The sequence below is a fragment of the Phaeovulum vinaykumarii genome (genome assembly GCF_900156695.1).
Taxonomy (GTDB): domain Bacteria; phylum Pseudomonadota; class Alphaproteobacteria; order Rhodobacterales; family Rhodobacteraceae; genus Bieblia_A; species Bieblia_A vinaykumarii.
This window is the reverse complement of the sequence record NZ_FTOM01000006.1, coordinates 38,079-54,722: the sequence shown is the minus strand read 5'-3', so window position 1 is coordinate 54,722 and position 16,644 is coordinate 38,079. Positions and strand designations below refer to the sequence as shown.

The window sequence follows — 16,644 nt, the reverse complement described above, 5'->3', positions numbered from 1 at the left end:
ACCCTCCGGGCCATTGGCCCGGAGGGTGCAGGACAGCGGCGTCTCAGTAGCCGAAGCTGGTGGGGGCCACGCCCTCGCCGGCCAGTTCGGCGTCGCGCGCCTGCGCCGCGGCAGCAGCGGCCCGCGCCAGAAGCACCACGTCGGCCTCGGCCACGGCCAGCCGATAGCCCTTGTCGCGCAACACCGAATAGCCCCGGCCCGGCCCGGTGATCGTGCCCAGCGGCATGCCCGCGGCGGCGCAGGTGGCCTCGATCCGCGCCAGCATCGCGTGGAATTCGGGCGCGGCCAGTTGGCCCAGCATCCCCATCGAGCCCGACAGGTCATTGGGCCCGATGAAGATCATCCCCACCCCCGGAACGGCGCAGATCTGGGCCAGGTTCTCGACCGCCTCGACCGTCTCGCATTGCAGGATCAGCAGAAGCTCGTCCCCGGCCTCGGTGACATAATCGGTCCTGGCGCCGAAACCGGCCGCGCGGGCCAGCGGCGCGCCGAAGCCGCGCGCGCCGCCCTGGCCGGGATAGAGACAGGCCTCGACGATCTGGCGCGCCTGTTCGGCGGTGTTGACCATCGGCACGATGATCGAGCGGAACCCGCGGTCGAGCACGCGCTTGAGCAGCGCCGGCGCCCCTTCGGGGACGCGCAGGATTGGGGTGCCGCCCGCGGCCTCGATCGCGCGGGCAATGCCGACCCAGCGTTCCAGATCACCGATGCCGTGCTCGCCGTCGATCACCTGCACCGGCCAGCCGTTGTGCACCATGGCTTCGGCCACATCGGCCGAGCCGAAATCACACCAGGCGGCGGGCACCATCTCGCCGGCCAGAACGCGGGTCTTGAGGGGGGTCATGCAAGGTCTCCGATCTTGCGGAAGGCGGGCAGCCAGCCCAGGCCGGCCTCGGTGTCGCCGCTGCGGGGCTTGTATTCGGCGCCCACCGGCGCGGTGAAGCCCGCGCGCAGGATCGCGGCCAGAAGGTCGGGATAGTTCAGCTCGCCCGCGTCGGGCTCGCCCCGGTCGGGCACGGCGGCGATCTGCACATGGCCCACCATCGCGGCGTGTTTCTCGAACAGCCGCGTCAGGTCGCCCTGCATGATCTGGAGGTGATAGCAGTCGAACATCATCTTCAGGTTGGCATGCCCCAGCGCGGTGATGATCTCGGCGGCATGTTCGGCCCGCGACAGGTGATAGCCCGCGACGTCGCGCAGGTTGATCGGCTCGATCAGGATGCTCAGGCCCCGTTCCGCCGCAGCCCGGCAGGCGTGGTCAAGGTTCGCGCGGAACGTGTCCTCGGCCGCGATCCCGCCGTCCGAGCGCCCGGCCATGACATGCACGTTCCCGGCGCCGATGGCGGCGGCATAGGCGATGGCCTCGTCGATGGCGGCGCGCGCGCGGTCCACCGCGCCGGGCAGGGCGGCCAGCCCGAATTCGCCCGCGGCCACATCGCCGGGCCGGGTGTTCAGGCCCTGCATGCGGAAATCGGCGTCGATCAGCGCGGTGCGCAGCTCCTCGGCCGGGGTGTCATAGGGCCAGTGGCATTCGACCGCGTCGAACCCGTGCCGGCGCGCGGCCGACACCGCCTCGGGCAGGGGGCGGTCGCGGAACAGGAAGCCCAGGTTGGCGGAAAACAGCATCAATCCCACTCCACGTCGAATTTGGTCACCACGGCGCGGATCTGCTCGGGCGACAGCATCCGCGGATCGGCGCCGCGCAGCAAAAGCGCCAGCCGCGCGGTCTCTTCCAGTTCCTCGATGGCGAAGACCGCCGCCTCGAGATCGCGCGCGGCCACGACGGGCCCGTGATTGGCCAGAACCACCGCCGAGCGCCGCCCGGCCAGCCCGCGCACCGCATCCCCCATCGCCGGATCGCCCGGCACGAAGAAGGGCAAAAGCTGCACCTTGCCCAGCCGCATGATGGAGTAGGCGGTCAGCGGCGGCAATGGGCGGATCGCCCGAGACATGCCGCCCCTGCGCGTCGAACCGGGTCAGCCGGGCAGGGTCCAGCCGCCCCAGGCTTGCGCCCGTGGGCGTGACCAGAAGGCCGCCGTCCTCGGTGCGCGCCGAGATGTTGCCGGTGGCCCCGCCGGTCAGCCCGCGCGTGAAGAGCAACGCGCCCTGGCGGCAGATTTCCTCGCGCAAGGCGGTCTCGGCGTGCCGGGCGCTGTCGGTCATTGGCCGCGCTCCATCAGGGCGGCGGCCTTGGCGAAGAAATCGGGCGCGCCGAAATTGCCGGACTTGAGCGCCAGCACCAGGTCGGGGCCCGCGCGCATGACCGGCACGCCGGGGTCGATCTCGGGGCCGATGGCCAGGCTTTGCGGCGCGAGCGCCTCGACCACGGCGCCCGAGGTTTCGCCGCCCGCGGTGATCAGGCGCGTGACCCCGCCCGCCACGAGCGCGCGCGCCGTCGGGGCAAGGCCGGAATTCGCCGGCAATCCCAGCGCGATGCCCGAGCCGCCGGTGATCAGCTTGCGATCGGCCAGCGCCTGACCCAGCACGCGCAGATCGTCATCGCTCAGCGCATCGGCGATCAGATGGCCGCGCCCGGCCGCGGTCTCGGCGGCCAGATGCGCGCGGATCGCCGGTGCGCCCTGCCGCAGGATGGACGCGGGCAGATGGCCCACCGGCAGGCCCAGCTGCGGCGCCAGCCAGCGGCGCAGGTCGGGGTCGGTCATTGGCGTCAGCGGATGCGCCTGCATCCCGCTTTCCGATAGCAGCCGGTCGCCCACGAACAGGTGGCCCATGTAGATCGACCGCCCCGTGGCCGGGAAGGCGGGGCAATAGATCACCGTCCTTTCGCCCAGCCGTTCGGCCAGCGCGCGCCACCGGGCCGATATTGCCCTGCGGGGTCGAATCGGAGGTCGAGCAATATTTGAACAGGATCTGCGTGCAGCCCTGCGCCAGAAGCCAGTCGAGCGCGCGGAGCGACATCTCGACCGCGGCCTCGGGCGCGATCGAGCGCGACTTGAGCGCGACGATCCCGGCCTCGACCTCGGGGGCGGCGGGGGTGTCGGGCACGCCCACATATTGCACGCAGGCCATGCCCGCGCGGGTCAGCGTGTTGCCCAGATCGGACGAGCCGGTGAAATCATCCCCGATGCAGCCCAGCTTCATGGCGCCTCTCCCGGCAGGGTGACATGGGCGGCGCGGGCATAGACCTTGGTCACCGCGGCGTCGTCCTCTCCGGCCAGGCCCGCGGCGGCGGCGGCGCGGAACTGGGCCAGCGCGCTCGCGGTCATCGGCACGGGGCAGCCCGCCGCCCCGGCGATGTCGGAGATGATGCCCAGATCCTTGGGCCAGATCGCCACGGTCGAGCGCGGCTTGTAATCGGCGCCGACGACATGGGGGGCGCGGTTCTCGAACATCCAGCTGCTGCCGGCCGAGGCCGAGATCCCCTCGACCACGCGGCCCAGATCCAGCCCCTGGCTGGCGGCCAGCGTCAGCGCCTCGCCCATGGCGGCGATATGGACGCCCGCCAGAAGCTGGTTGACCGCCTTCATCGCCGAGCCGGCCCCGACCTCGGTGCCCAGATCATGAACGACCGCGGCCATGGCATCGAGCGCCGGGCGCGCGGCGGCAAAGGCCTCGGCGCTGCCCGACGCCATGATCGACAATTCGCCCTGCGCGGCCTTGGCTGCCCCGCCCGAGATCGGCGCATCGAGGTAATGCAGCCCCAGCGCCGCGGCGCATCCGGCCATGTCGCGCGCCACCGCCGGCGGGATCGTGGCGCAGGACAGGATCACGCTGCCCGCGGGCATATGCGCGGCCGCGCCCTGGGGGCCGAACAGCACCGCCTCGGTCTGCGCGGCGTTCAGCACCACCGAGACCACCACCGCCGAGCGTTCGGCCGCTGTCTCCAGATCGGCGCTGGCCCCGCCCTCGGCACGGAAGGCCGCCATGCGCGCGGCGTCGATGTCGAAGCCATGCACCTCGTGGCCCGCGCGCAGGAGGCTCTGCGCCATTCCATGGCCCATCGAGCCCAACCCGATCACTGTCACGACCGCCATGTCATTCCTCTCGTGGCTTGGGCCAAGTGGTCGCAGGGAATGACAGCGCTGTTAATTCTGCTTTTCCCTGTCAGAAGGGCAAAGTCTGGCCATATGGTTGCGCAACCATATGAAGCCGAGCAGGGGGCAGGATGACCGAAGAGGGGCGCCGTCCACGGCTGGCCGAGGTCGCGCGGGCTGCCGGCGTCAGCGAGATCACCGCAAGCCGCGTCATGCGCGGGGTGCCGGGCGTGGCGCCGGGCACGGTGGAGCGCGTGCGCGCGGCGGCTGACCGGCTGGGCTATCTGCGCAACTCGCTGGCCGGGGCGCTGGCGGGGCAGGATGCGCGCACCCGGCAGGTGGCGGTGGTGCTGCCGTCGCTGTCGAACGCGGTCTTCTCGGAGGTGCTGCGCGGCATCGAGGACCGGCTCGAGGGGGCGGGTTATCATCCGATCCTGGGCGTGTCGCATTACGACCCCGCGCGCGAGGCGGCGCTGATCGCCTCGCTTCTGGGCTGGCAGCCGGCCGGGCTGATCGTGGCGCCGACCGAGATGGGGGAACCCACGCGGCAGATGCTGCGCAAGGCGGGCGTGCCGGTGGTCGAGATCATGGACCTGCCCGAAGATCCCGTGGACATGGCGGTGGGTCTGTCGCAGCCCGGCGCGGGCAAGGCGATGGGCTATTTCCTGGCCGGGCGCGGGGTGCGCCGGGTGGCTGTGGTGGAGCATGGCGTGCAGGCCGATGGCCGGGCGGCGCGCCGTGTCGCGGGGTTCCGCGCGGCGATGCAGGAAGCCGGGATCGAGATCGTGGCCGAGACGCGCAGTCCCGGCCCGTCCTCGGTCGCGGCGGGGCGCCACGCCACCGCCGAGGTGCTGGGCGCCGCCCCCGAGGTGATCTGGTATCCCAACGACGACATGGCCATCGGCGGCTATTTCGAATGCCTGGCGCGCGGGATCGCGGTGCCGGGGCAGGTGGGCTTGGAGGGGGTTCAACGGGCTCGAATGGGGCCAGGCGCTGCCGGTGCCGCTGAGCACGATCGAGACCCACCGCCACGAGATGGGCGCCCGCGCGGCCGAGCTGATCCTGGCCCGCCGCGCAGGGCGCGAGGCCCCGCGCATTGTCGATGTGGGCTTTCGCCTGATCGCCGGCGGCACGGTGAAGGGGGCCGCGGGGACGGGAAGCTGAGCCCCCCGTTCAGTCGTCGGGCAGCAGCTTGCCGGGGTTGAGGATATCCTCGGGGTCGAGCGCACGCTTGATGGCGCGCATGGTCTCGATCGCGGGGCCGTGTTCGGCGCGCATCTTGGAGCGCTTGCCAAGCCCGATGCCATGCTCGCCCGAGATCGTGCCGCCCAGCCGCAGCGCCAGATCCGACAAAGTCTTGGCAAAGGCATGGGCGCGGTCGATCTCGGCGCGATCCTCGGGGTCGACCAGGATGCCGCAGTGGAAATTGCCGTCGCCGACATGGCCCACGATCACCTGCACCAGCCCCAGCTTGTCGCCTTCATGCCGCGCCGTGGACACCGCCTCGGCCAGGGCCGAGATCGGCACGCAGACATCGGTCGAGATCGACCGCGCGCCGGGCCGCAGCGCCCGCATGGCGTAATGGGCGCCGTGGCGCATCGACCACAGCCGGGCGCGTTCCTCGGGCAGGGTGGACCAGGTGAAATCGTGCCCGCCATGTTCGGCGGCGATCTCGCCGAAGGTGGCGGCGGTCTCGGCCACGCCGGCCTCGGTGCCGTGAAACTCGATGAACAGATGCGGGCTCTCGACCAGCCCCGCGTCCGACGACAGGTTGAAGCCGCGCACCATCGCGTCGTCGACCAGTTCGATGCGGGCCATCGGCAGGCCCATCTGGATGGTGGTCGTCACCGTGTCCACCGCGTTCTCGACCGTGTCAAAGCGGCAGATGGCGGCGGATTGGGCCTCGGGCTGGCCATGCAGGCGCAGCGTCAGTTCGGTGATGATCCCCAGCGTTCCCTCGGAGCCCACGAAGAGATGCGTCAGGTCATAGCCGGTCGAGGATTTCCGCGCCCGCGTGCCGGTGCGGATGATCTGGCCGTCGGCCTGCACCACCTCGAGGGCGAGGACCGCCTCGCGCATGGTGCCATAGCGCACCGCCGCCGTCCCCGAGGCGCGCGTGGCCGCCATGCCGCCCAGCGTGGCATTGGCGCCGGGGTCGATGGGAAAGAACAGCCCCGTCGCGCGCAGGTCGCGGTTCAGCGCCTCGCGGGTGACGCCGGGCTGGACCACGACGTCCAGATCCTCGGCATGGATCGCCAGCACGCGGTCCATCCCCGTCATGTCAATCGCGATGCCCCCGCGCGTGGCCAGATGGTGCCCCTCGAGCGAGGTGCGCGCCCCTTGCGCGACCACCGGCACCTTGTGCGCGCGGCAGGCCCGCAGGATCTGCGCCACCTCCTCGGTCGTGGCGGGGCGGGCCACCGCATCGGGCAGCGCGGGCGGATACCAGGCCTCGTTCTCGGCATGCTGGGCACGCGCGGCCTCGGAGGTCAGAAGGCGCGCGCCCAGAAAGGCGCGCAAGTCGTCGATCAACGGCCCCATTTCAACACCACAGGATCCAGAGGTTTCAGAAGGTCGATCAGCATCCCGCGCGTGGCTTCGGGCAGGGGCGCGATCGGGTGGCGGCAGAAGTCCGAGGCGATCACCCCGCCTTCGACCATCGCCGCCTTGGCGGCGCGAAAGCCGCATTGGCGGTTCTCGTGGTTCACGGCGGGCAGGATACGGGCATAGGCGGCGGTGGCGGCGGCACGGTCGCCCGCGGCCCAATGGCCCAGCACCGGGCGGATCTGGTCGGGGATCATGGCCGAGGTCATCGTGCCGTCGCCCCGGCGTCGAGATCGGCCAGAAGGGTGATGGCTTCCTCGCCGTCGAAGGGGCCCTCGATCGCGGCGCCGCCCTCGGCGATCTGCGCGCGCAGCTTGGCCGCAGCGCCCGCGCATTCGATCTTGAAGAGCTTGAGCATCTCGATCTCGCGGGCCATGCGCACCAGAAGCGGCACCGGCAGATCCACCCCCGACAGCGGCGCATCCTGCACCATGATCGGGATGCCGACCTCGCCGACGGCACGGAATTGCGCAAAGGTCTGCTCGGCCGACCCCTTGAGCAGCGCGCCGTGATAGGGCGGCATCATCATCACGATGGCCGCGCCCAGATCGCGGGCCTCGCGGGCGCGGGGCACGACGATGGGGGGGGCGAAATGGCTGATGGTCACGATCACCGGCACCCGGCCTGCGACATGTTCAAGGCACAGCCGCGTGAGCGTGGCGCGTTCGGCGTCCGAGATCAGGAATTGTTCGGAGAAATTGGCCAGGATGCAGATCCCGTCCACGCCCTGATCGATCACGCAACCCAGCACGCGCCGCATGCCGGGCAGGTCCAGCGTGCCGTCGTCGTGAAACGGCGTGGGGGCAACCGGCCAGATGCCGGGCCAGAGGGTGGTCATGGGGGCGCCCTCCTCGGAACCCGATAAATGGTATACCACTTCCTTCACCTAACCCCGAAGCTCCGGCGCGGTCAATCATTCCGACCCTGTGTCGCGCCTTCGCCCCCCGTATCTTCGCCCCACGCCTTGGCAGCGCCGGGCGCGGGCTGCAAGCCTTGGGCTGCGGAAAATGGCGGGCCGCTTCACTTCGTCCCCCTGCGGTGGCGCGATCGGCCCGTGACGTTGCGCGGCGGCGGTGCGATATGTCCAACACGCCGCATCGACGGGCTCGCCCATTTTGGTATACCGTTCGCGGATCGCGTTGTCGTGAGTGGACAGCGCGTCACCTTGCGGTTGCGTCGGCTTCGCCGCATAGCCGTCCGGGCCTCCGCCTGCGCCGGACCCATCAGGAAGAGATCATGTCGAGCCTCACCCTTCCGCAGCAGATCGCCGACCGGCTGCGCCGCGCCATCCTGACCGGGGCGCTGCCGCCCGGCGCCTCGATCAAGGAGCGCGACCAGGCCGCCGAGATGGGCGTGTCGCGCACCCCCATGCGCGAGGCGATCCGCATCCTGGCGCAGGAGGGGCTGGTGACGCTGCGCCCGGCGCGCAGCCCGCTGGTGGCCCATCCCAGCCTGAAGGAAGTGACCGACGATCTGGCCGTGCTGCGCGTGCTCGAGATGCTGGCCTGCGAACGCGCGCTGGAGACGGCGACGCCCGAACAGGTGGCGCAGGTGACCGGCCTGCACGAACGGATGGTCGAGATCTCGGATACCGCCGATCCGCTGGATTTCTTCGAAACCGACATGGCCTTTCACCGTGCCATCGTCAGCGCCGCCGACAACCCGGCACTGGCCGAGACCCATTCGGCCTATCTGGCGCGGCTGTGGCGGTCGCGCTTCCTGTCGGCGCGGATGCGTTCGGACCGGGCGCGGGTGCTGCGCCAGCACGGCGATATCGCCCGCGGTCTGGCCACGCGCAACCGCGACCTGATGCTGGGCGAGGCGGCCCATCACCTCGAGCGGCTCGAGGACAATATCCGCCATTTCTTCGAGACCGGCGAAGAGGAACGGACCCAGGCCGCGGCGCGCGCCTGATCTGCTTGCCCCGAAGTCTCTCGCCCTTGCCTGCGGGGCTTTGGTATACCATAAATCGAATGGTATACCAGAATGCGCCGCATGGGCGCGACAGGGGGGGGAACACCGACATGCAGGACAAGCCGCTTGTGGCCTTCGTGGGGCTGGGCGCGATGGGCAGCGCCATGGCCGGGAACCTGGTCCGGGGCGGCGTGCGCCTGCGCGGCTTCGACCTGTCGCCGGCGGCGATGGATCGGCTGGCCGCTGAGGGGGGCGGGGTCGCGGCCTCGGCGGCCGAGGCGGCGCAAGGGGCCGATGTCCTGATCCTGATGGTGGTCAATGCCGCCCAGGCCGAGGCGGTCCTGGTCGACGGCGGCGCGCTGGCGGCGCTGGCGCCCGGCGCGCATGTGGTGCTGATGGCGACCTGCCTGCCCGATGCGGTGCGCGATCTGGCGGCGCGGGTCGCGGCCACGGGCCGGGTGCTGGTGGATGCGCCGGTGTCGGGCGGCGTCGTCGGCGCCCAGGCCGCCAGCCTGACGATCATGGTCGGCGCCGAGGCTGACGCATTGGCCGCGGTGCGCCCGCTGCTCGAGCTGATGGGCCAGCGTATCTTCCATGTCGGCGGGGCGCCGGGTCAGGGGGCCGCCGCCAAGGCGGTGAACCAGCTGCTGTGCGGCGTGCATCTGGCCGCCGCCGGCGAGGCCCTGTCGATGGCCGAGGCGATGGGTCTCGATCTGCCGGTGATGCTGGATATCGTGTCGAATTCCGCCGCCGGGTCGTGGATGCTGCGCGACCGCGGGCCGCGCATGATCGAGGACACCGATGTGGTGACCTCGGCCGTGGACATCTTCGCCAAGGATCTGGGGATCGTGCTGGATGTGGCGCGGGCCGAGCGGCTGGGCCTGCCGCTGTCGGCGGCGGCGCATCAGATGTTCCTGGCCGGGTCGGGCCGGGGTGAGGGCAAGCTGGACGACAGTCAGGTGATCCGCAGCTATCGCGCGCTGGCCGGACGCCCGAAGACCGCCGCCGAGAACCGCGCGAAGAAGGGCTGAGGGCGGGCGCAGGGGGCATCGACGGGGGGCATCGACCCGGCGCGGCCCGCGGGGGCCTGCGCCGGGCGTCAGGCCTTCCAGCGTTCCAGACGGTCCAGAACGCGCGGGTCGGCGCCCGCGCCCTCCTGAAGGTGCCATTTGTCCAGCATCGGCAGGCCCGAGTTGCGGCAATGCACCTGCATGGCGCGTTCGGCCTCGGCGCTGTCGCGGGCCTCGACGGCGCGGAGGGTGGCCATATGCTCGGCCTCGAAATGGCGCGCCACATTCTCGCGGGTCTGCTGGTTATGCATGCGCGTCCAGCGCGGATAGGACCGCCGGGCGTTCCAGAAATCCTCGATCAGCGAGACGAAGACCGAATTGCCGGTGGCCCGCGCCAGCGTCAGGTGGAATTCGCGGTCGGCGGCCTCGATTTCCTCGAAGCTGCTGTCGGGGGCGATCATCTGCGCCACGCAGGCGCGCAGATGGGTCATGTCTTCGGGCGTGCAGGTCTGCGCCGCCAGCGCGGCGATGCGCGCCTCGATGTGGAAGCGCGCCTCGACCAGTTCGAAATAGCCCGGCGGGCCGTCCGTGTCCGAAGGCGGCGGCAGCGTCTGGGCGACATAGGCGCCCGCGCCGAAGCGCGTCTCGACATAGCCCATCATCTCGAGCGCGATCATCGCCTCGCGCACGGTGGCGCGGCTGACGCCCAGCTTGTCGACCAGTTCGCGGTCGGTGGGCATCTTGCTGCCGGGCGGCAGGATGCCGTCGCGGATGCGCGCGGCGATCTGGTCGGCCACGAGGCGGTAGCGGGGTTTCTGGACGATCGCGCGCAGCAAGATGCTCTCTCCCTTGGGGCGGGGCCGTGGCCCGCGCTCGCCTACAAGGGCCACCATCCCTTTGGTGCCGAGGAACTGGCGATGCTGCCGGGGCTGCGGCTGATCGCCAATTATGGCGTGGGTTATGATGCCATCGACGTGGCCGCGGCCGGGGCGCGCGGGGTCAAGGTGACGGACACGCCCGATGTCCTGAACGACGACGTGGCCGATCTGGCGGTGGCAATGCTGCTGGCGCAGGCGCGCGACATGCGCGGCGCCGAGGCGCATGTGCGCTCGGGCGATTGGGCGGTGCGGGGGGGAATACCCGCTCCAGCGCAAGGTGTCCGGCGCGCGCGCGGGGATCCTGGGCCTTGGCCGCATCGGCCGCGAGATCGCCGACCGGCTGGCCGCCTTCAAGATGGAGATCCATTATCATTCGCGCGCCCGCAAGGACACGCCCGGCTGGATCTATCACGCCGACCCCGTGTCGCTGGCCAAGGCGGTGGATTTCCTGGTCGTGGCGCTGGTCGGGGGCCCGGCGACGCGGGGCTATGTCTCGCGGCCTTTCAGGCCGGGCGGGATCTGCTGACCCCGGTCAACTGAGCGATCAGGGCTCGGACGCCCGCGCCCCGGAAGCAAGCGCATCGGGGGCCAGCGCATCGGGGACCAGCGCGCCGGGCGCCTGGATCACCCGCGCGGCCAGATCCGCCCCCGCCGCTACCGCCTGCGGCATCGGCTGGCCGTGCATCCTTGCTGCCAGCAAGCCGGCGGCAAGGCTGTCGCCGGCGGCGGTGGTGTCGACCACCTGCGCGACCGGGCGGGGCGTCACCCGGCCCTCGCCCTCGGCCGCGTCCCACCACAGCATCGGCCCCGCGCCCTGCTTGAGCACCACAGATCCCGCGCCAAGGTTGCGATAGCGCGCCAGCGTCGCCTCGGGGGTGGGGTCGTCGAAGAGGGGGCCATCCTCGTCGAAGGAGGGCGGCACCACATCCGCGACGCTTGCCCCCAGCCGCAGACCCGCGCGCATGGCGTCCCCCCCTTCCCACAGACGCGGGCGCAGGTTGGTGTCAAAGCTGACCTGCGCGCCCTGCCGGCGCGCCGTCGCCAGCGCCTCGGCCAGCGCCGCGCGCCCGGCAGGCGGCAGGATCGCCAGCGTGATCGCCGAGAAATGCACCCTCTCCGCGCCGGTCAGGATCTGCGCGAGCCAAGCCGGGTCATCGGCCAGCGCGCGCGCCGCCGATTGCCCCCGCCAATAGGAAAAGCTGCGCTCGCCCGCGCTGAGCGAGATCATGTAGAGCCCCACCGTCCGGTCGGGCAGGCGCCGGATCGTGCCGGTGCCGATGCCCTCGGCGGCGAGGAAGCCGAGCATCTCGTCCGAGACCGCATCGGTCCCCGCGCAACTGCCGTAATCGACCTGCCAGTCCGGCCCCAGACTGCGGCGCAGATACCAGGCGGTGTTGAACGTGTCGCCGGCAAAGCCGCGCCGGTAAAGGCCCGGCCCGGTCTGGGCCAGCTCGACCATGCATTCCCCCAGTGCCAGCGCGCGCGCCATCACAAAAGCCCGCGCCCGGCCAGGTTGCGCATCAAGGCGCCGGTGCCGAAGGTCCATTCCGGCGCCTCGGTCGACAGCCGCACGGTGGTTTCCAGCCGCCCCAGCCGTGCCTCCGAGATGCTGACCCGGTCGCCCGGATGATGGGTGAAGCCCAGCCCCGGCGCGTCGCGGTCCTGCGTGGGGGCAAAGAGCGTGCCGAGAAACAGCATGAAGCCGTCGGGGTATTGATGGTGGCGGCCGATGGTCTGGCCCACCAGATCGGCGGGGTCGCGGCTGATCTGCGCCATCGACGAGGCCCCCTCCATCACGAAGCCGTCCGTGCCCTCGACCCGCAGCGCCAGTTCGGCGCGGCGCACGTCGTCCAGCGTGTAGCTGTCATCGAAGAGCCGCAGGAACGGCCCCAGCGCGCAGGAGGCGTTGTTGTCCTTGGCCTTGCCCAGCAGAAGCGCCGAGCGCCCCTCGACATCGCGCAGGTTCACGTCATTGCCGAGGCAGGCGCCCAGGATGCGGCCGCGGCTGTCCACGGCCAGCACGATCTCGGGTTCGGGGTTGTTCCATTTCGACACCGGATGCAGGCCGACCGCCGCCCCCGCATCCACCGCGGACATCGGCTGGGCCTTGGTGAAGACCTCGGCGTCGGGGCCGATGCCCACCTCGAGATATTGCGATCACATGCCCTCGGCCTGCAACAGCGCCTTGACCTGCATCGCCTGTTCCGAGCCGGGGCGCAGGCCCGACTGGCTGTCGCCGATGACGGCGCGCACGCGGGCGCGGATGGTCTCGGCAGCGGTGGCGTCGCCCGCGGCCTTCTCCTCGATCACGCGCTCGAGCACGGATTGGGCGAAGGTCACGCCACAGGCCTTGATCGCCTGAAGATCGCAGGGCGCCAGAAGTTCGAGCCCCCCGACCAGATCGGGGCGCCAGACGCGGCCGACGAAAAGGCCGCGGGGTTCGGGGTTCGTGTCAGGCAGCATGGGGCCTCCGGGTCGTGGGGTTCGGGATGGGATGTCGGGATGGGGTGCGGTTCAGGCGGCGCCGAAGGTCAGTTGCACCTTCATCGCGCGGGTGCGGTCATTGGTGGTGGCAAAGGCTTCGGCGAAATCCTGAAGCGGGAAGGCATGGGTGACCAGATTGTCAGCCGCGATCAGGCCGGCGCGCATCAGGTCAATGGCCACGGCGAATTCCTCGTGGAAGCGGAAGGCGCCGCGAAGCTCGATCTCGCGCACGGTGATCTGCATCATCGGCAGGCGCATGTCGCCCGACAGGCCCAGCTGCACCACCACCCCGCGCGGGCGCAGCGTGGCTATCCCGGCGCAGAGCGCGGCTTCGGCGCCCGAGCATTCGAAGAGCACGTCCAGCCGCCCCTTGCCCGCGGCATGGGGGGCCAGCGCCTCGGGGTCGGCGCGGCGCGCGGCCATGATCGTCAGCAACCCGATCGGGCCACAGCCGGTCACCAGAACCTCGGCGCCCAGCATCGGCCCGGCCATCGCCGCCTGTTCGGGGCCAAGCCCCTCGGCGCGCACGCATTGGCCGGCGCTGGCCACGATTTCCTCGCAAAAGGCGCCCTGGATATGCGGGAAGGGCATGGCCGAGCCATAAAAGCGCATGTTCAGGCAATGGTTTGGCAGCCCGCGCAGGCATTCGGGACAGGCGCCGCAGGGCCGCGAGGGCGAGACCGCGACCAGATCGCCGGGGGCAAAGCCCCTGACGCCGGGGCCGATCTCGCGGATATGGCCCGAGACCTCGTGGCCCAGGATCATCGGCTCGCGCAGGCGCACCGCGCCAAAGCCGCCGTGGTTGTAGTCATGCAGGTCCGATCCGCAGATCCCGCCGCGCGCCAGCGCGATGCGCATCTCGCCCCGGACCGGGGCGTCCGGGCGCGACGGTCTCGAGCCGCAGATCCCGCGGACCATGCGCCACCAGTGCTTTCATGGGTCTTCTTCTCCCCCCTCGGGCGCGCCCCCCGTCCGGCGGGACGGGGTGCAACACCACAAGAATGGCATACCATTTCGGCGGGCCCGATCCAGCCCGCAGGACGAAAGGCGCCGGGGCGAAAGGGCCAGGGGGGGAAACATGGACCTGTTCGATCTGACCGGGCGCACCGCGCTTGTCACCGGCGCGCCGATGGGCATCGGGCTGGCGCTTGCGCGCGGGCTGGCCGAGGCCGGCGCGCAGGTGGTGCTGAATGCGCGCAACGCCGACCGGCTGGGGGCTGCGGCCGAGGGGCTGCGCGCCGAAGGCCACCGGGTGCACACGCTGCCCTTCGACGAGACCGACGGGGCGGCCGTGCGCACCGCCATCGACGCTTTTGACGCCGAGACGCCGCTCGACATCCTGGTCAACAATGCCGGGATGCAGCACCGCGCCCCGCTCGAGGACTTTCCCGCCGAGGCGTTCGACCTGCTGATGCGGACCAACGTGCATTCGGCCTTTCACGTCGGCCATGCCCAGACGCACCGGTCCGCGCAACGGGCCCAGCCAGACGCTTTCTGCCTGCATGCCCCTTCCCCCCTTGAAAGATCCTGTTCATGGCCCCGAAACCCGGAGCCGGAAGCGGGCCGGTCGGACGGCCCGTCTCCCGTTCTCGCTGCGGACCGGCTCAGTCGGCCAGCAGACCCACCTGGGCCAGATAGGCCTTGTGACTGTCGACCAGGGCGCGGGCCTCGGGCGTCTTCTCGGCCCAGTTCTCCCAGGCGCCCTGCACGGCCGCCCGGAAGGCGGCGCGGTCCTCGGTCGACCAATCATAGAGGTTCACGCCCGCCGCGCGCAGCTTGGCCGCGGCCTCGGCATTGGCCTTCTCGAAGGTCAGCGCGGTTTGCAGCGACGGCTTCTGCATTGCCGTGCTGATGATGCGGTGCTGCTGGTCGCTCAGCCCGTCCCAGACCGCCTTGTTGCAGGCCAGGTGGTCCGAGGGCATCGAATGAAAGCCGGGGAAGGTGGCGTGTTTGACGATGTCATAGATGCCCAGACCCACGTTGTTGGCCAGCCCCGAGGCATCGGTGCCGTCGATGATGCCGGTTTCCAGCGCGGTGAAGATCTCGGTGAAGTCCATCACGATGGGCGAGGCCCCGAGCGACGCGAAGATCTCGGTCTCGAGACCGGGGGCGAGCGGAACTTCCAGTCCTGAAGATCCTGCGGGCCGTTGAGCGGCTTCGACGAGGACAGCGATTCCTGGCCGTAGATCCACCAGCCGATCAGCTGCATCCCGTGTTCGTTGTAAAGCGCCTGCGCCGCTTCGAGCCCGCCGCCGTAATAGAGCCAGCTCAGCTGCTGATAGGACGTGTCATGGCCGCCCATGATGTCGCCCACGAACTGGAAGGCGGGGTTCTTGCCGGTCTGGTAGGCGCCCCCGGTCATGCCGCAGTCCAGAATGCCATTGGCCGCTGCATCGAAGGGTTCCACCGTCGCCACGACCGACGACGAATAGAACATCTCGATGTCGATCGCGCCGCCGGACATGGTTTCCACGTCATCGACGAATTGCGCGGCCAGCCTGCCCGAGACCGTTTCGGGGGCGTAATGGGTCTGGATTCGCAGCGTCACGGTGTCGGCTGCGGCGGGCGATGCGATTGCGGCGGCCAGGGCCGACGAATGCAAGATCTTGTTGATGTTCGTGTTTCTCATCCCGAAATTGCCCGGACCGCTCCTCCAGAGACCCCGGTGATGGCACTCGATGGTATACCATCGGGTCGAGGCTAGCCGATGCAAGCCTCGACAATCAACCATTTCTGGTATACCAGAATGCGGATGCCGAGGCGCTTCGTTTGCGCTATCATGTGCGACGACCGGCCGGCGCGCAGGGGGGATATCTTTCGACTGGACCCGCCTGCGGTTTCCCGGCACCAGATCGGCGTGAAGGTGGCCGCCCTGCGTGGCCAAGGGAAGGAGAAAGACACCATGAAATTGTTGCGCGTGGGCGCGGTCGGGGCCGAACGCCCCGCGGTTCTGGACCCCGAGGGGCGGATCCGCGATCTGTCGGGCCGGGTGCCCGATCTTGCCGGCCACGGCGTGTCGCTCGAGGCGCTTGCGGCGATCCGGGGCATGGACCTTGCGGCGCTGCCGGTGATCGAGACGCCCGAGCGGATCGGGTCGTGCCTGGCCTGGGTGCCCAACTTCTTCTGCATCGGGCTGAACTATGCCCGCCATGCCGCCGAGACCGGCGCCGAGCCGCCCAGGGAACCGATCATCTTCTCGAAGGCGACCTCGGCGCTGTCGGGGCCCTTCGATCCGGTCATCATCCCGGCCGGCTCGGAAAAGACCGATTGGGAGGTGGAGTTGGGCGTCGTCATCGGCCGCGAGGCCCACGGCGTCAGCGAAGCCGAGGCGCTGGACCATGTGGCGGGCTATTGCGTGATCAATGATGTCTCCGAGCGCGCCTTCCAGATCGAGCGCGGCGGGCAATGGATCAAGGGCAAATCCGCCCCCAGCTTTGGCCCGACCGGCCCCTGGCTGGTCACCGCCGACGAGGTGCCCGACCCGCAGGCGCTGGCGTTGTCGCTGGACCTGAACGGAACGCGCGTGCAGGACAGCGCGACCGACGACATGATCTTTTCGGTGCGCGAGATCATCAGCTACATGAGCCGGTTCTTCAAGCTGGTGCCGGGCGACATCATCGCCACCGGCACGCCGTCGGGTGTGGGCATGGGGATGAAGCCGCAGCGCTTCCTGCGCCCCGGCGACGTGATGGAGGTGCGGGTCGAGGGGCTGGGCGAAAGCCGCCAGGTCGCCGAAGCCGCGGCCTGACGTCTGCCCCC

The 16,644-nt window shown here is 70.4% G+C and carries 12 protein-coding genes and 7 pseudogenes; 7 read left to right on the top strand and 12 right to left on the bottom strand.

The annotated features are described in order from the left end of the window. Nucleotides 1-43 precede the first annotated feature (43 nt). From BW949_RS12005 to ltnD, 5 genes and pseudogenes are all read right to left on the bottom strand, one after another. Complete coding sequence (locus tag BW949_RS12005) at nucleotides 44-844, bottom strand: HpcH/HpaI aldolase family protein (protein ID WP_076366406.1); 801 nt, start codon at nucleotides 842-844, stop codon at nucleotides 44-46. Further along, on the bottom strand, nucleotides 841-1,626 hold the full coding sequence (locus BW949_RS12000; protein WP_076366404.1) for a hydroxypyruvate isomerase family protein: 786 nt from the start codon (nucleotides 1,624-1,626) through the stop codon (nucleotides 841-843). Before BW949_RS12000 ends, BW949_RS12005 begins: the two co-directional genes overlap by 4 nt. Beyond that, nucleotides 1,626-2,163: pseudogene (locus tag BW949_RS11995) on the bottom strand (class II aldolase/adducin family protein). Before BW949_RS11995 ends, BW949_RS12000 begins: the two are co-directional and overlap by 1 nt. Next, a pseudogene (locus BW949_RS11990) lies at nucleotides 2,160-3,102 on the bottom strand (four-carbon acid sugar kinase family protein). Before BW949_RS11990 ends, BW949_RS11995 begins: the two co-directional pseudogenes overlap by 4 nt. Continuing rightward, nucleotides 3,099-3,995, bottom strand: coding sequence for an L-threonate dehydrogenase (ltnD, locus tag BW949_RS11985; RefSeq protein ID WP_076366402.1), 897 nt, complete (start codon nucleotides 3,993-3,995; stop codon nucleotides 3,099-3,101). Before ltnD ends, BW949_RS11990 begins: the two are co-directional and overlap by 4 nt. Nucleotides 3,996-4,126: 131 nt before the next feature. On the opposite strand from ltnD, the gene BW949_RS11980 reads away from it, so the two are divergent. Continuing rightward, nucleotides 4,127-5,200 carry a LacI family DNA-binding transcriptional regulator gene (locus tag BW949_RS11980; protein WP_235816295.1) on the top strand — a complete coding sequence of 358 codons (1,074 nt, stop codon included), beginning with the start codon at nucleotides 4,127-4,129 and terminating at the stop codon, nucleotides 5,198-5,200. Here BW949_RS11980 and BW949_RS11975 read toward each other — a convergent pair. Beyond that, the gene (locus BW949_RS11975; protein WP_076366400.1) at nucleotides 5,169-6,536 is read right to left on the bottom strand and encodes an FAD-binding oxidoreductase; all 1,368 of its coding nucleotides are present in this window, start codon (nucleotides 6,534-6,536) and stop codon (nucleotides 5,169-5,171) included. The two genes, BW949_RS11980 and BW949_RS11975, sit on opposite strands and share 32 nt — an antisense overlap. Then, nucleotides 6,524-7,437 (bottom strand): annotated as a pseudogene (locus BW949_RS11970) (dihydrodipicolinate synthase family protein). Before BW949_RS11970 ends, BW949_RS11975 begins: the two are co-directional and overlap by 13 nt. A gap of 398 nt (nucleotides 7,438-7,835) precedes the next feature. Here BW949_RS11970 and BW949_RS11965 point away from each other — a divergent pair. Together BW949_RS11965 and BW949_RS11960 are read left to right on the top strand one after the other, a co-directional pair. Further along, entirely contained in the window at nucleotides 7,836-8,513 is a 678-nt protein-coding gene (locus tag BW949_RS11965; RefSeq protein WP_076366398.1) for a GntR family transcriptional regulator, read from the top strand. A gap of 110 nt (nucleotides 8,514-8,623) precedes the next feature. Next, nucleotides 8,624-9,544: an NAD(P)-dependent oxidoreductase gene (locus tag BW949_RS11960; RefSeq protein ID WP_076366396.1), complete on the top strand. Its 921-nt coding sequence runs from the start codon at nucleotides 8,624-8,626 to the stop codon at nucleotides 9,542-9,544. 68 nt (nucleotides 9,545-9,612) lie between these two features. Here the strand turns inward: BW949_RS11960 and BW949_RS11955 are convergent, their stop codons facing one another. Beyond that, nucleotides 9,613-10,416, bottom strand: coding sequence for a FadR/GntR family transcriptional regulator (locus BW949_RS11955; protein WP_083947752.1), 804 nt, complete (start codon nucleotides 10,414-10,416; stop codon nucleotides 9,613-9,615). Between the two features lie 24 nt (nucleotides 10,417-10,440). Here BW949_RS11955 and BW949_RS17750 point away from each other — a divergent pair. Next, nucleotides 10,441-10,521, top strand: a pseudogene (locus BW949_RS17750) (hypothetical protein); the annotation flags it as partial. Nucleotides 10,522-10,678: 157 nt separating this feature from the next. Further along, nucleotides 10,679-10,927, top strand: coding sequence for an NAD(P)-dependent oxidoreductase (locus BW949_RS17745; RefSeq protein ID WP_076366393.1), 249 nt, complete (start codon nucleotides 10,679-10,681; stop codon nucleotides 10,925-10,927). Between the two features lie 18 nt (nucleotides 10,928-10,945). On the opposite strand, the gene BW949_RS11945 is transcribed toward BW949_RS17745, so the two are convergent. From BW949_RS11945 to BW949_RS11935, 3 genes and pseudogenes are all read right to left on the bottom strand, one after another. Continuing rightward, nucleotides 10,946-11,890: a sugar kinase gene (locus tag BW949_RS11945; protein WP_076366391.1), complete on the bottom strand. Its 945-nt coding sequence runs from the start codon at nucleotides 11,888-11,890 to the stop codon at nucleotides 10,946-10,948. Continuing rightward, nucleotides 11,890-12,864: pseudogene (locus BW949_RS11940) on the bottom strand (fumarylacetoacetate hydrolase family protein). Before BW949_RS11940 ends, BW949_RS11945 begins: the two are co-directional and overlap by 1 nt. 51 nt (nucleotides 12,865-12,915) lie before the next feature. Continuing rightward, entirely contained in the window at nucleotides 12,916-13,743 is an 828-nt protein-coding gene (locus BW949_RS11935) for an L-idonate 5-dehydrogenase (RefSeq protein WP_235816294.1), read from the bottom strand. Here BW949_RS11935 and BW949_RS17665 point away from each other — a divergent pair. Next, nucleotides 13,736-14,287, top strand: a pseudogene (locus tag BW949_RS17665) (SDR family NAD(P)-dependent oxidoreductase); the annotation flags it as partial. The gene BW949_RS11935 and the pseudogene BW949_RS17665 sit on opposite strands and share 8 nt — an antisense overlap. 202 nt (nucleotides 14,288-14,489) lie before the next feature. Here the strand turns inward: BW949_RS17665 and BW949_RS11925 are convergent. Beyond that, nucleotides 14,490-15,514 (bottom strand): annotated as a pseudogene (locus BW949_RS11925) (TRAP transporter substrate-binding protein). 273 nt (nucleotides 15,515-15,787) lie between these two features. Here BW949_RS11925 and BW949_RS11920 point away from each other — a divergent pair. Continuing rightward, a complete protein-coding gene (locus tag BW949_RS11920; RefSeq protein WP_076366389.1) occupies nucleotides 15,788-16,633 on the top strand; it encodes a fumarylacetoacetate hydrolase family protein in 846 nt (281 codons plus the stop codon). Nucleotides 16,634-16,644: the final 11 nt, after the last annotated feature.